Source organism: Pseudomonas sp. URMO17WK12:I7, assembly GCF_003269045.1.
In the GTDB taxonomy this organism is placed as follows: Bacteria; Pseudomonadota; Gammaproteobacteria; order Pseudomonadales; family Pseudomonadaceae; genus Aquipseudomonas; species Aquipseudomonas putida_J.
This window is the reverse complement of the sequence record NZ_QLTL01000016.1, coordinates 98,654-112,664: the sequence shown is the minus strand read 5'-3', so window position 1 is coordinate 112,664 and position 14,011 is coordinate 98,654. Positions and strand designations below refer to the sequence as shown.

Sequence of the window (14,011 nt, the reverse complement as noted above, 5' to 3'; positions counted from 1 at the left end):
GCCCTTTTCGCGACACAAGGCCGCTCCTACAGGGGAATGCAACCACCTGCAGGAGCGGCCTTGTGTCGCGAAAAGGGCCGCAAAGCGGCCCCGGCATTCTTTCAGGCATGCACCCAGCGCCGATGCAACCCACGGGCCAGGGCATCGAGCATGAACCCCAGCACGCCAATCAGCAGCACCATCGCCATCAACTCCGAATAGGCGAGGCGGTCGCGGGTATCGAGAATGAAATAGCCCAGCCCCGCACTGACTCCAAGCATTTCGCACGGTACCAACACGATCCACAGGATGCCGATGGCCAGGCGCACCCCGGTCAGCACATGGCCGATCACCCCGGGAATGATCACCTTGCACAGGGTTTCCCAGCGCGTGGCACTCAGGCTGCGGCTAAGCTGCAGCCAGCGCGGGTCGAGCTGGCGCACGCCGGCAGCGGTGTTGAGCAGGATCGGCCACAAGGCGGCGAAGGCCAGCAGGAAGTAGATCGGTTGGTCGCCCACCCCCATCAGCATCACCACCACGGGCATCCACGACAGCGGCGAGATCATCCGCAAAAACTGGAACGCCGGCGTAGTCGCTGCCTCCAGATGACGGTAGCTACCGACCAGCAGCCCCAACGGCACGCCGATCAGCAACGCCAGCAACAAGCCGACCAAAATGCGCTTGAGGCTCACCCAGACATGCCCATAGACCTCGCCCTGGCCGAGCAACTCGACCAGGCTGGCCAGGGTCGCCTGTGGCGAGAAGCGCGCCGACAGGCCATCGGCTTCGCCGAACAGCTGCACACCCGCCCACCACAGGAACAGCAACCCCAGCAGGCCGGCCAGACCCAGGCCGGCATGTACGACATGCTTGCGCATCAGACCGCGAACTCCTCGCTACGCTGGAAGTTCTCGGCAATGCCGAACACCGAAGGGCCGCCGACGGCAGCGATCGCGTTGCGCACGAAGCGGTCGTCGACCAGGTCGCGCGCGGTCTGCGCCGGGTCCAGGCCTGCAAGGAAGTTGCTCTCGCCCTCGATCAGGGTGTTTTTCAGGCGCTTGACCAGCTCCTCGGTGTAGCTGGGGTACGGGTATGGCTGGAAGTCGATGCGCTTTTCGTCCCACTGCTGGTGCTGAATGGCACCACTGGCGATGTAGCCGGCACGGTCTTCGGCAGCCGGCGCCAGCACCTTGGTCAGCACCGCGGGTTCATGGGGGGTGTACTTGTTGGGGCCCGCCTTGGACAGCAGCGCCGCCGCTTCTGCGCGGTGGTCGCGGGTCCATTGCTGGGCCTTGACGATGGCGTTGACCACCTTCTGCGACCACTCGGGGCGGTTGTTCAGGTCGTGTTCGTGCATGAACACCACGCAGCAAGCGTGATTGCGCCAGACATCGCCAGTAAAGCGCTGCACGCGGCCGACCTTGAGGTTCTCGGCCAGGGCGTTGAACGGTTCGGCGACGATGTAGCCGGCGATGCGCTTGCTGGCCAGTGCCGGTGGCATGTCCGACGGCGGCAGCACCAGCAGGTTGACCTCGTTGGCCGCCAATTGGGCATTGGCGGGCTTCGACACCGGGGTCAGGCCGTTGTCGTTGAGCATCTGCTGCAGCACCACGTTGTGGATCGAGTACCAGAACGGGATGGCCACGGTCTTGCCGCCCAGCTGCTTCATGTCGGTGATGTCTGGCGCAACGGTCAGGCCCGAGCCACCCACATGGTTCCAGGCCACGACCTTGGCCGGCACCTTGCTGCCATACCGTGCCCACACGGTCATCGGCGACAACAGGTGAATGACGTTGACCTGGCCAGAGATGAACGCCTCGATCACCTGCGCCCAGCTGCGCAGCAGCACCGGCCGTTCGGCTTTGATGCCCTCGGCCTCGAACAGGCCATTGTTGTGCGCCACCAGCAGCGGCGTGGCGTCGGTGATCGGCAGGTAGCCGATGCGCACGGGCGCGTCGGGTTCGGCGGCGGCGCGAGCCTGCAGGCTGGACAGCAGCGGCACGGCCCCGGCGGCAGTCAGCATGGCGCTGAGCTTGAGGAAATCACGACGCGAAGTGGAGGAACAGCAGTCATCCATGCACATGTGCAGGCTCCGAAGGCAACGAGGTAGGGGAAGGTGCAGCGGTGCGGCTGGCCCGCCGAAGGGTTTTGAGGATGTCGATTCGCAGCGCGCCCAGCTCCTCGACCCGCTGCGTACGCGGTTGCGGCAGGTCGATGTGCCATTGGCCGAGGATGTGCGCCGGGTGGTTACCCAGTAGCAGCACCCGGTCGGACAACAACAAGGCCTCGTCGATATCGTGGGTAATCAGCACGGCGGCCGTGTTATGGGTGGCGATCAGTTGCAGCAGCAGTTGCTGCATGTCGGCACGGGTTACCTCGTCAAGCGCCCCGAACGGCTCGTCGAGCAGCAGCACTTCAGGTTGGCGTGCCAGGCAGCGGGCCAGTGCAGTGCGCTGGGCCATGCCGCCGGACAACTGCGCCGGATACTGGGTGCGCGCATGGGCCAGGCCTACCGCGCTGATTGCATGGTCGATGCGCGCACGCCGTTCGGCCGCAGCCAGCTTGGGCTGGCGGGCGAAATCCAGCCCGAAGGCGACGTTCTTTTCCAGGCTCAGCCAAGGCAGCAGGCTCGGGTCCTGGAAGGCCACCGCCAGGCGCGGGTGCGGCCCCTGCAGCGGCTCGCCACGCAGGGTCACGCTGCCACCGCGTGGCTGCTGCAGACCGGCCAGCACCCGTAGCAGGCTGGACTTGCCTACGCCACTGGGGCCGAGGATGGTCACCACCTCCCCTGGCGCCAGCTGCAGGTCGAAGCGCGCCAGCACTTCCTGCCAGCCGCCCTCGCGCGGGTAGCCCAGGCTGACTTCCCGGGCTTCGAGCAACGCTTGGCTCATGCGCTGGCGGCCTGGCGGTGCAGCTCGGCGCGCAGCTGCACCAGGCTTGGGGTAACGATCGGCACGAACGCCGACTCGCGCCAGCGGCGGGCGAAGCCGGCACCGAACTCATCCAGGTACGCCTTGCCGCCGCTGGCTTGCAGCTCCAGCTGCACCGCGTCGGCAGCGCACTCGGCGAGGGTGATGCGCAGCTTGAACAGCGCCGCCGGCTGGCCCTGGAAGCGGCCTTCGAGCAGGCCTTGCTTGAGCTCGGCCACAGTGTTCTCCAGGCGCTCCTTGAGTACCTGACGGTGCTCTTCGAGGAACGACAGGCGCCCGTGCAGATGCTCATGCACTTCGTGCAGCGAACGCCGTGCCAGGCCGATGGCCATGCCGCACTGCAAGGCGAGAAACGCCGGGCGCACCTTGGGCAGGAACTCGCGGGCGTTTTCGTGCAGCAGCCAGTCGCGGCCCAGCTCGACCTGGTGGAACGCCAGCGCTGCAGTATTGCTCGATTGCAGGCCCATCAGTTGCAGGTCGTCGGAGCGCTCCAGCCCTTGGCTCTCGGAGGGGATGGCCAGCACGAAGGGCGAACCACCGGCGTCGTCCTCGATGGCCGCCGCCACCACGAAACCGCTCTTGCGCAGGTTGGTCACCCAGTGCAGGCGGCCTTCCAGCGTCCAGCCCGCCGCGTCTGGGCGGCCACGCACCTGCAACGCCTCGATCCCGGAGAGGAACTTCATGGCATTGGACAAACCGGTGGCACCGGCCAGCTCGCCAGTCAGCAAGCCGGGCAGCAAGCGCTCGCGCAGGGCCTGGTTGGGGCTTTGCAGCAGGTATTCGATGAACGCGCGCTGGCCCCAGCAGACAAAGGCTGCGGCCAGTGAACGGCTGGCGATGGCGGCGATGGCTTCGACCGCATGGGTGACCGCGCCACCGTTGCCGCCCAGTGCCGGGTCGACGCCGATGCGCAGCAGTTGCGATTCGGCGATGTGCGCCAGCACCAGTTGTGGGTCGCACTGGCCCTGGTCGATTGCCTCGGCATTGGCATCCAGCCATTGACGAAATGCAGCATCAAGCATGTCCCTACTCCTTTTGAAATCGCAGGCGCCACCAGCGCCAGGCGCAAGAATTACGCAGTTGGCTGCCAGCGGTACTTGCTCAGCTCGTCGTTGAGCGGCGTCTGGGCGAACACATTAGCAAAGTTGCACAGGGTTGCGAGACTCACGCCAAGAATCACTTCAAGGGCGTTGCCTTCGGTGAAACCGGCTGCGCGGAAGGCCTGGTAGGTGGTGTCACTGACATTGCCCCGGGTTGCAATGACTTCACGGGCGAATTCGGCCAAGGTCTCGTAGCGAGCATCCGGCAGTTCGCCACGGGCCCGCAGGGCTTCGACCACTTCGGCAGGCAGCTTGGCCTTGTTCAGGGCCACGGCGGTATGGCCAGCGACGCAGAAGTCGCAACCGTGTTGGGTGGCGGCGATCAGTTGCACCACTTCACGCTCGGCCAGGGTCAGCTCCGCCTTGCCATTGAGCGCCGAGACGGTGACGTAGGTTTCCAGTGCCGCCGGGGCATTGGCCAGCACGCCGAGCAGGTTGGGAATGAAGCCTGAATTTTTCTGGGCGTTTTCGAGGAATGGACGGGCCGCTTCCGGGGCGCTCTGCAGAGTGTGTAGAGTAATGCGCGAGGTCATGGAGTGGTCTCCTTTTGATGTGTGTCCCTACAGTCTGTTGGTTATAAGAATTACCCTCCATATTCATCAGTCGCCTTTCCTTGCTCCTGAGTCTTTGCATTAGATGATTTCATCCAGCCCTCTTGTCGATTGGTTATTAGAGAGCGTCGAACTCGACGCCAGCCTGTTTCATGTCGGCCGCTACTGCGGCGGCTGGCATGCCAGCACCCAGGGCATGGGCCGCGCCAGCTTTCACCTGGTTGTGCAGGGGCATTGCTGGCTGCACATCGATGGCCAGGCCGGGGCCGTGCGGCTGGCGGCCGGCGATGCCGTGTTCCTGTTGCGCGACCAGGGCTACCGGCTGTCCAGCGACCAGGACCCGATTGCCGCCTGCGCCCAGCCACGCCGGCAAATGCAGGCGCTGGATGCGACGGCGAGCGATGGTGTGGGCCTGGTATGCGGGTTCTTCGACTTCCGCGCGGGGTTGTCAGCGCTGATCGTAGAGGGGCTGGCCGACTGGATCGTGATGCGCGCCGACGAGCCGGCCGGGCAGGCGGCGCGGGCGTTGTTCGGGCTGATCCTTGAGGAGTGCCAGCGCACGCCCTCGCAAACGCTGCTGGAGCGCCTGACTCACTTGCTGTTCCTGTATGTGCTGCGCCAGCAGGTGCACACCGGGCAGTCGCTGGGCGGTTTGGTCGCTCTCGCCCGCCAACCGGCGTTTGCAGGGTTGCTGGAGCAACTGATCGAACAGCCAGGGCAGGCCTGGACACTGGAAAGCATGGCGGCCTGCACTGGGCTGTCGCGCTCGGCATTCTTCAAGCGCTTCAATGAGCTGGCCGGGCAGTCGCCGGGGCAGGTGCTATTGGCGCTGCGCATGCGCCATGCCTGCCGCTTGCTGCAGGCGGGCAATACCGTGGAGCAGGTGGGCGCGCAGGCCGGCTATCAGTCGGTGGCGGCGTTTACCCGCGCATTTGCCAAGGCCATGGGGGTGCAGCCGGGGGCCTATCGTCGCCAACATGAACGGCGTTGACCTGTAGCGGCCCTTTCACGGGCAAATCGGATCGCCGCACCGCCGCTCCCATAAGTTCGCCACAGATTTCGATACTTGTGCAATGCCTGTGGGAGCGGCGATCCGATTTACCCGCGAAGAGGCCACTGCAGGCGATAGTTTCAGACCTGGTTCACCGGAATGTCCCCTGCCCCTTTGCCATCACGCCGCTCGCTCATCCAGTCGTTGACCTGCTGCCCGAACTCGGCTGGTGCCTTGCGCCCGAAACGCCGCGCCAGGTCGAGAATGGTCTGCTGCGCCAATGCTTCCTCCATGCGCTTCTGCGCCCCCAGCATCACCGCGTGAATCGCGCAGGTACCCTCGGTCGCCCAGCCTGGCGCTGAACCTTCGAACAAGGTGCAACGCTCGCGGATCTCGCGGCAATCGAAGATCTTCTTCGGCCCGTCGATGGCGTTGACGATATCCAGCACGGTGATTTCGTCCGACGGCCGCGCCAGGCGAAAACCGCCGCGCACGCCTTCCGTGGCCACCACCAGCCTGGCCCGGGCGAGCTTGGTGAAAACCTTGGCCAGGTATTCCTGCGGCACGCCCTGCAGCTCCGCCAGGTCGCGCACGCTGGAATCACGGGTATCACCTCGCTCATCCACGAGGTACAGCAGGCAATGGATGCCATATTCGACGCCAGCACTGTAAAGCGACATACGCAGATCTCCGACCAACATTGTCGCAAATAGTACGCCTATCGACGAAGCTGCGCAAAGCCGGTTGGCATTCTTCGTCGCCATTCATCGCTCAGACTTCACCCCTGCAAGCTATCAAGAACAGGCATTAGCCCGGTTTCGACCGCGCGCCGCGAACTGCCCCGTCGCAAAAAAAGCTTGCCGCTTTAAACTACGATCAATACAGTCGCAGTTATTCGAGCGGCACAGCCAACGCTCTCGAAGCCCTCTTCAACCTTGCGGAGCACTTTCATGAAATCGAACATCCTGATCATCGGTGCCGGCTTTGCCGGTGTGTGGAGCGCCCTGAGTGCCGCCCGCCTGCTCGACCAGGCGCAGCGCGACGACCTGAGCATCAGCGTGCTCGCCCCGCAACCGGAACTGCGCATCCGCCCGCGGTTCTACGAAGCCGACGTACACAACCTGAAGGCACCGGTAGGTGAACTGTTCGATGCGGTCGGCGTGCGCTTCATTGCCGGTAATGCCCAAGCCATCGATGCCGAGGGCCACAGCGTCCGCTACACCGACGCCAACGGCGAAGCCCGGCAGATCGGCTACGACCGGCTGATCCTCGCTGCCGGCAGCCAGGTGGCACGCCCTGCCATTCCGGGCCTGGCCGAACATGCCTTCGATGTCGACCAGATGGAGTCGGCCGTGAAGCTCGAGCAGCACCTGGTCGCCTTGGCTACCCGGCCCGCCTCGCCGGCACGCAATACCGTGGTGGTCTGCGGGGGTGGCTTCACCGGTATCGAAACCGCCACTGAAATCCCGGTCCGGCTGCGTGCCATCCTTGGCAGCGACGCAGCGATACGGGTGCTGGTGATCGATCGCGGCACCCACGTCGGCGCGGCACTGGGCGCAGGTATCACTCCGTCGATCGTCGCAGCCAGTCAACAGGCTGGTGCCCAATGGCTGACCGGCACTTCGGTTGTGGCGGTGGATGCCGGTGGCGTGACCTTGAACAACGGCGAGTACATCGCCAGCAAGACCGTGATCTGGACCGCTGGGGTCAAGGCAAGCCCGCTGACTGCGCAGGTGGAAGGCGAGCGCGACCACTTCGGCCGCCTCAAGGTCGACGATCACCTCAACGTCATCGGCCAGGAGCACATCTACGCCAGTGGCGACACCGCTTGGGCCGCCGTCGACGAAGTGGGCAACCACGCCCTGATGACCTGCCAGCACGCCATCCCCATGGGCCGCCACGCGGGCAACAACGCCATGGCCGACCTGCTCGGCGTGGCGCCGGTGGTATACCGCCAGCCCAAGTACGTGACCTGCCTCGATCTGGGCGAATGGGGCGCGGCTTACAGCGAAGGCTGGGAGCGCGAACTTAAGCTGCAGGGCCAGGAAGGCAAGAACCTGAAGCGCCAGATCAACTCGGTGTGGATCTACCCGCCGGCCGCCGATCGGGCACTGGCGCTGGCTGCGGCTGACCCCATGATCGCGATCGTTTAAGCGCAAAATCCTGACAAGTCCGTCAGAAATTGACGGATTTGTCGGAACTTGTCGTTACATTGAATGACTGGTCAATATTGATGGCCATATGGCATCATTCAAATAAAAAACAGATTAAAGAGGGTGAGGCACACACTTAAATCCGCAGCGCATCGAGAGCCTGGCGCCATCCCCGGTGACCCGGCTACACGTCCATGCTCTTGACGCCTGCACGCCAACGTCAAGGAGCATTCCATGCAGTTACGGAATATGAAGATCGGCACCCGCGCTACCAGCGTATTTGCCCTTTTGGGGGCACTGGTCCTGGCCATGGGCCTTATTACACTCTATGAAACCCGGCAGATGGACACTGCCACGGACGAAATCCGTGTCACCTGGATGCCCGCCGTGGTCGCCCTCGGCGACATCAGCACCGACCTCGGCCGCGCCCGCGCCATCACCCTGCGCGCAGCGCTTGATGACAACCCCGCCGAACGCGCCCGCAACATCGACCTGGCCAATGGCATCAACGAGCGGCTCAAAGGTAGCCTCAAAGATTACGAGGACACCATCATCGCCGCCGATGACCGCGCCCTGTTCAACGCCTTCAATTCAGCCCACCAGCAATACCTCGACCTGCAGAACCGCGTGCTGCAGGCCATCGCCGCCGGCCGCATGGATGAGGCCAAGCAACAGATCAGTGGCCCTCTCACCCAGTACGCCGACACCATGATGAAAGCCATGACCGCGTTGATCGCCTACAACGGCAAAGGCGCCGAGGACGCTTCGCAGCGCAGCAGCGATGTGGCCGACGAAGCCTTGACCGCGATCATCGCTTCGCTGGTGATCATCATGCTCGCCCTGGCCGCCATCGCCACCCTGCTCACCCGCAGCATCGTGGTGCCCCTGGCCGATGCCGTGGCCGTGGCCGAGCGCGTCGCCACCGGTGACCTGACCCAAGACATCCGCGTACTTGGCCATGACGAGCCAGCCCTGCTGCTGCGCGCCCTGAGCCGCATGCAAGGCAACCTGCGCGACACCATCCGCAAGATCGCCGCCTCCTCCGACCAACTGGCCTCGGCCTCGGAAGAGCTGCACACCGTCACCGAAGACACCAGCCGCGGCCTGCACCAGCAGAGCGCAGAAATCGACCAGGCTGCGACTGCCGTCAACCAGATGACCGCCGCCGTGGAAGAAGTGGCAAACAACGCCGTGAGCACGGCCGACGCCTCCAAAGGTGCCGACCAGACCACCCGCGATGGCCGTGACCAGGTCAACCAGGCGTTGGCCTCCATTCAGCATCTGGTCAATGACGTGACTGGCACCTCCAGCGAGATCGAACAGCTGGCCAGCAACGCCAACGAGATCAGCCGGGTGCTGGATGTGATCGGCGCGATTGCCGGGCAGACCAACCTGCTGGCGCTCAACGCGGCGATCGAAGCCGCTCGTGCGGGTGAGGCGGGCCGCGGCTTTGCCGTGGTGGCCGATGAGGTGCGTGCCCTCGCCCACCGTACCCAGCAGTCGACGGCAGAGATCGAGCAGATGATCGCCGGGATCCAGAACGGCACCGAACGGGCAGTGTCGGCGATGCACAGCAGCCGGGGCCGGGCCAACGACACGCTGGAAGTGGCGCAAGGTGCAGGAGATGCGCTTGAGGTAATTGCCGAGGCGATCGCTTCGATCAACCAGCGCAACCTGGTGATCGCCAGTGCCTCCGAGGAACAGGCGCAGGTGGCGCGGGAAGTGGATCGCAACCTGGTGAACATTCGCGACCTGGCGATGCAGACATCGGCGGGGGCGAATCAGACCAGTGCGGCGGCGCAGGACCTTTCGCGCCTGGCGGTGGATCTGAATGGCATGGTCGCGCAGTTCAAGGTCTGATCTGAAATAGCCGGGGCTGCTTTGCAGCCCTTTCGCGACACGAGGCCGCTCCTACAGGTGTTTGCGTTTCCCTGTAGGAGCGGCCTCGTGTCGCGAAAGGGCCGCAAAGCGGCCCCTGTTATAGCAACACCAATCTATCAGTCGTTGACACTTACAACACGCCCTGCCTTCTCGGCGGCCCTGCCGCGAGTCGCCAGGCAGTAGTAAAGCGGCACCGTCACAATCAGACCGAACAGCCAAGAAAGGTCAGCCCCTTCGACAATGTTCGAATACGGCCCCACATACAACGATGTGTTGGCAAACGGCAGCTGCACCAGGATCCCGCAGGCATAGGCAATGATCGCGTGGTGGTTGAAGCGGCCATAGACGCCGCCGTCAGCTCGGAAGATCGAAGCAATGTCGTACTGGCCCTTCTTGATCAGGTAGAAGTCGATCAGGTTGATCGATGCCCACGGCACCAGCACCAGCAGCAGCGCCAGGATCAGGCCGATGAACTGGCCGATGAAGCCCGCTGAGGCGTTCAACGCCACCATCGAGCAGCCCACCAGAATCACCGATGCCAGGATTACCCGCAGCTTGATGCTCGGTGTCCACTGGGCAATGAAGGTCTGGATCGCGGTGACGATCGACAGCACCGCGCCATACAGGTTGAGGGCGTTGTGACTGATGATGTTGAGCAGGAACAGCACCATCAGGATCGGGCCCAGCCAGCCCGTGGCCTGCTTGACCGCATCCATCGCATCGGTGCCTTCCGGCACGCACAGCACCGCGATCGTACCGAAGCTGAAGCACAGGATGGTGCCAAGGGTAGCGCCGAAGTAGGTCGCCCAGAACGGCTTGGCGATGCCCACTTCACGCGGCAGGTAGCGCGAGTAGTCGGAGGTGTACGGCGAGAAGCTGATCTGCCAGATGATGCCCAGCGACACCGTGGCGATGAAGCCCGAAAGGTTGAACGCGCCACGGCTGAAGAAGTCGGCCGGCAGCTCTTGGACGAACATCATGATGAAACCGGCCAGCAGTGCCGAACCCATCACCCAGGTGCCGATACGGTTGAGGATATGGATGAAGCGGTAGCCGATCACGCCGATGGCCGTCGCACTCAGCGCACCGATGACGATCGCGCCCGGCATCGGCACGCTCGGGGCGATGCCATGGATGGTCTTGCCTGCCAGGACAATGTTGGAGATGAAAAAGCCGACATAGATCAGCGCAGTGAAGAACACGATCAGCAGCGCGCCGTAACGGCCGAACTGGCCACGGCTCTGGACCATCTGCGGAATGCCCAGCTGCGGTCCCTGCGCAGAGGCCAGGGCGATGAACACGCCCCCGATGAGATGACCCAGCACGATTGCGACAAGCCCCCACAGCAGGTTCAGGTGGAACACCTGGACCACCATGGCGCCAGTGACGATTGGCAGTGGCGCGATGTTGGTACTGAACCAGAGGGTGAACAGGTCGCGCGCCTTCCCGTGGCGCTCGGCAGGTGGAACGTAATCGACCGTGTGATTCTCGACAAACTGGTGTTGCGATGACGGTTGGGACATAGGATTCAGCTCGAAAGGTCGTTTTTATCTTTGTAAGGAAACCGCATCTAGGCGGCCTCTCAGCTGCGGACCATATTATGGTATTCCAAACTTTTGACAACACTGATCCGTAGTAAAAAACGCCCGCTGATCTGCCTGCCGAACCCCTGCGACAAACCGCCCCACCACTCAAAGCCCCGGCTCACGTGGCCTTGAGCCGTTCATCGCGCCATAGCCGGGCTTGAAAATTCCGCTTGCAAAATAGGTATTACGGTATACCATCAGACACATCAACGATAAAAACCGCGGACCACCGCAGCCGTTTAGAGGTACACCAGATGATCGACGCAACCCTCTACAAGAACGTCATGGGCTCCTTCCCGTCCGGCGTTACCGTCATCACCACCCTGGACGACGACGGCTCGGTCGTCGGCCTGACCGCCAGCGCCTTCTCCTCCCTGTCGATGGACCCGCCGCTGGTGCTGTTCTGCCCCAACTACACCTCCGACTCCTACCCGGTGCTGATCAAGCAGAAGCGCTTTGCCATTCACCTGCTCTCCGGTGAACAGCAGGCCGAAGCCTACGCGTTCGCCAAGAAAGGCAAGGACAAGGCCAGCGGCATCGAGTGGAGCCTGAGTGAGCTGGGCAACCCGATCCTGGCCGGCGCCACCGCCGTCATCGAGTGCGAACTGTGGCGCGAATATGAAGGTGGCGACCACGCCATCATGGTCGGCAAGGTACACAACCTGATCGTCCCCGAGGAAGCCCCCCGGCCGATGGTCTACTGCCGCGGCAAGATGGCCAGCCTGCCGGCCTTTGCCTGAAGCCTATTCTGAATCGAGACACCTGGCGCCAACCCTGCCTGGCGACAGACACTTTCAAGCGTTGAGGAATGCCCCATGAAATTTTCGTTGTTCGTGCACATGGAACGTTGGGATGAACAGGTCAGCCACCGCCAGCTGTTCGAAGACCTGACCGAACTGACCCTGATGGCCGAGCACGGCGGTTTCAGCACCGTGTGGATCGGCGAGCACCACGCCATGGAATACACCATCTCGCCAAGCCCGATGCCGCTGCTGGCCTACCTGGCCGCGCGCACCGAAAAGATCCGCCTGGGCGCCGGCACCATCATCGCGCCGTTCTGGAACCCGATCCGCGTCGCCGGCGAATGCGCCCTGCTCGACGTGATCAGCAACGGCCGCATGGAAGTGGGCCTGGCCCGTGGCGCCTACCAGTTCGAGTTCGACCGCATGGCAGGTGGCATGCCGGCCACCGACGGCGGCAAGGCCCTGCGCGAAATGGTCCCGGTGGTGCGCAAGCTGTGGGAAGGCGACTACGCCCATGACGGCGAAGTCTATAAGTTCCCCACCTCCACCAGTGTGCCAAAGCCGTTCAACGCCACCCCGCCGATGTGGATCGCCGCCCGCGACCCGGACTCGCACAACTTCGCCGTGGCCAACGGCTGCAACGTCATGGTCACCCCGCTGATGAAAGGCGACGAGGAAGTGCTGGACCTGAAGAACAAGTTCCAGGCCGCCCTGGACAACAACCCGGACGTGCCGCGCCCGCAACTGATGGTGCTGCGCCACACCCACGTGCATAGCCCGTCGGAGCCGGAAGGCTGGAAAATCGGCGCACAGGCCATCTCGCGCTTCTACCGCACCTTCGATGCCTGGTTCGGCAACAAGACCACCCCGGTCAACGGCTTCCTCGAGCCGAGCCCTGAGTCCAAGTTCGCCGAAGTACCGGCGTTCCAGCTGGAGAACATCCGCAAGAACACCATGATCGGCACGCCGGAAGAGATCATCGCCCGCATCAAGTACTACCAGGAGCTCGGTGTCGACGAGTTCAGCTTCTGGTGCGACAACAGCCTGCCCCACGCCGAGAAGAAGAAGTCGCTCGAGCTGTTCATCAAGGAAGTGGTGCCAGCGTTCGCCTGAATTCCCATTGCCTGAGACATTGCGGGACGCGCCCGCTCCCGTGGGCCCCTGTGGGCCCGCGTGAGCGGGCTTTTTTTGAAGTTCAGTGACAGCCTGCACCGGCCTCTTCGCGGGTGAACCCGCTCCCACAGGCTCACCGCAGCTTTCAAGGCCTGCGCGTTACCTGTGGGAGCGGGTTCACCCGCGAAGAGGCCAGCACAGGCAGCGCAAGATTCAAGGCATCAACCCACCTTTCGTCCCCCGGCAATAGAAATTTCCAGACACCTCTTGCACAACAAATATTATGGTATACCATCAGACAACAAGAGCTGATAACCCTCACCAGGAGCCACCCATGAGTTTCGAAATCCGCAAGATCGTCACCTACTCCGAAGAGACCCGCATCGAAGGCGGCAAGGCCACCGACAAGCCGGTGACCATGGTCGGCCTGGCCGTGGTGATCAAGAACCCATGGGCCGGTCGCGGTTTCGTTGAAGATCTGAAGCCGGAAATCCGCGCCAACTGCTCGGAGCTCGGTGCCCTGATGGTCGAGCGCCTGACCGCTGCTATCGGCGGTGCCGACAAGATCGAAGCCTACGGCAAGGCCGCTGTGGTCGGCGCCGATGGCGAGATCGAGCACGCCTCGGCGGTGATCCACACCCTGCGCTTCGGCAACCACTACCGCGAAGCGGTACAGGCCAAGAGCTACCTGAGCTTCACCAACAAGCGCGGTGGCCCAGGCACTTCGATTCAGATCCCGATGATGCAGAAGGACGACGAAGGCCTGCGTTCGCACTACATCACCCTGGAAATGCAGATCGAAGACGCCCCGCGCGCCGATGAAATCGTCGTGGTCCTGGGCGCAGCCGACGGTGGCCGCCTGCACCCGCGCATCGGCAACCGCTACATCGACCTGGAAGAACTGGCTGCCGAAAAAGCCAACGCTCAATAACAACAACCAAGACGGGCCGGGGCGCGGCGAGCTTACCCGCCGCGCCCGACCTT

At 63.5% G+C, this 14,011-nt stretch carries 13 protein-coding genes; 6 read left to right on the top strand and 7 right to left on the bottom strand.

The window, feature by feature from the left end; genetic code table 11:
* Positions 1–101: 101 nt before the first annotated feature.
* From H040_RS21730 to H040_RS21710, 5 genes are read right to left on the bottom strand one after another with little or no spacing between them, the layout of a single operon-like run.
* On the bottom strand, positions 102–857 hold the full coding sequence (locus H040_RS21730) for an ABC transporter permease (RefSeq protein ID WP_027918598.1): 756 nt from the start codon (positions 855–857) through the stop codon (positions 102–104).
* Complete coding sequence (locus tag H040_RS21725) at positions 857–2,062, bottom strand: ABC transporter substrate-binding protein (protein ID WP_027918597.1); 1,206 nt, start codon at positions 2,060–2,062, stop codon at positions 857–859. The genes H040_RS21730 and H040_RS21725 overlap by 1 nt, the downstream gene beginning before the upstream one ends.
* Complete coding sequence (locus H040_RS21720; protein WP_027918596.1) at positions 2,049–2,870, bottom strand: ABC transporter ATP-binding protein; 822 nt, start codon at positions 2,868–2,870, stop codon at positions 2,049–2,051. Before H040_RS21720 ends, H040_RS21725 begins: the two co-directional genes overlap by 14 nt.
* A complete protein-coding gene (locus tag H040_RS21715) occupies positions 2,867–3,931 on the bottom strand; it encodes an acyl-CoA dehydrogenase family protein (protein ID WP_027918595.1) in 1,065 nt (354 codons plus the stop codon). The genes H040_RS21720 and H040_RS21715 overlap by 4 nt, the downstream gene beginning before the upstream one ends.
* 50 nt (positions 3,932–3,981) lie before the next feature.
* Entirely contained in the window at positions 3,982–4,542 is a 561-nt protein-coding gene (locus H040_RS21710; RefSeq protein WP_027918594.1) for a carboxymuconolactone decarboxylase family protein, read from the bottom strand.
* A 103-nt stretch (positions 4,543–4,645) separates the two neighbouring features.
* Between H040_RS21710 and H040_RS21705 the strand changes: the two genes are divergently transcribed.
* Complete coding sequence (locus tag H040_RS21705; RefSeq protein WP_027918593.1) at positions 4,646–5,551, top strand: AraC family transcriptional regulator; 906 nt, start codon at positions 4,646–4,648, stop codon at positions 5,549–5,551.
* 140 nt (positions 5,552–5,691) lie between these two features.
* Here the strand turns inward: H040_RS21705 and H040_RS21700 are convergent, their stop codons facing one another.
* On the bottom strand, positions 5,692–6,231 hold the full coding sequence (locus H040_RS21700) for an RrF2 family transcriptional regulator (protein ID WP_027918592.1): 540 nt from the start codon (positions 6,229–6,231) through the stop codon (positions 5,692–5,694).
* A gap of 270 nt (positions 6,232–6,501) precedes the next feature.
* On the opposite strand from H040_RS21700, the gene H040_RS21695 reads away from it, so the two are divergent.
* Both H040_RS21695 and H040_RS21690 read left to right on the top strand, forming a co-directional pair.
* Positions 6,502–7,704 (top strand): NAD(P)/FAD-dependent oxidoreductase, encoded by a 1,203-nt coding sequence (locus H040_RS21695; RefSeq protein ID WP_027918591.1) that lies wholly within the window; start codon positions 6,502–6,504, stop codon positions 7,702–7,704.
* Positions 7,705–7,938: 234 nt separating this feature from the next.
* Positions 7,939–9,564 carry a methyl-accepting chemotaxis protein gene (locus tag H040_RS21690; RefSeq protein ID WP_027918590.1) on the top strand — a complete coding sequence of 542 codons (1,626 nt, stop codon included), beginning with the start codon at positions 7,939–7,941 and terminating at the stop codon, positions 9,562–9,564.
* A 137-nt stretch (positions 9,565–9,701) separates the two neighbouring features.
* On the opposite strand, the gene H040_RS21680 is transcribed toward H040_RS21690, so the two are convergent.
* On the bottom strand, positions 9,702–11,108 hold the full coding sequence (locus H040_RS21680; protein ID WP_027918589.1) for a purine-cytosine permease family protein: 1,407 nt from the start codon (positions 11,106–11,108) through the stop codon (positions 9,702–9,704).
* A gap of 317 nt (positions 11,109–11,425) precedes the next feature.
* On the opposite strand from H040_RS21680, the gene H040_RS21675 reads away from it, so the two are divergent.
* The 3 genes from H040_RS21675 to H040_RS21665 all read left to right on the top strand — a co-directional run bounded on the left by H040_RS21675 (position 11,426) and on the right by H040_RS21665 (position 13,958).
* Positions 11,426–11,911 (top strand): flavin reductase family protein, encoded by a 486-nt coding sequence (locus H040_RS21675; protein WP_027918588.1) that lies wholly within the window; start codon positions 11,426–11,428, stop codon positions 11,909–11,911.
* Positions 11,912–11,986: 75 nt separating this feature from the next.
* Entirely contained in the window at positions 11,987–13,027 is a 1,041-nt protein-coding gene (locus H040_RS21670) for an LLM class flavin-dependent oxidoreductase (RefSeq protein ID WP_027918587.1), read from the top strand.
* Between the two features lie 334 nt (positions 13,028–13,361).
* The gene (locus H040_RS21665; protein ID WP_003256068.1) at positions 13,362–13,958 is read left to right on the top strand and encodes an amino acid synthesis family protein; all 597 of its coding nucleotides are present in this window, start codon (positions 13,362–13,364) and stop codon (positions 13,956–13,958) included.
* Positions 13,959–14,011: the final 53 nt, after the last annotated feature.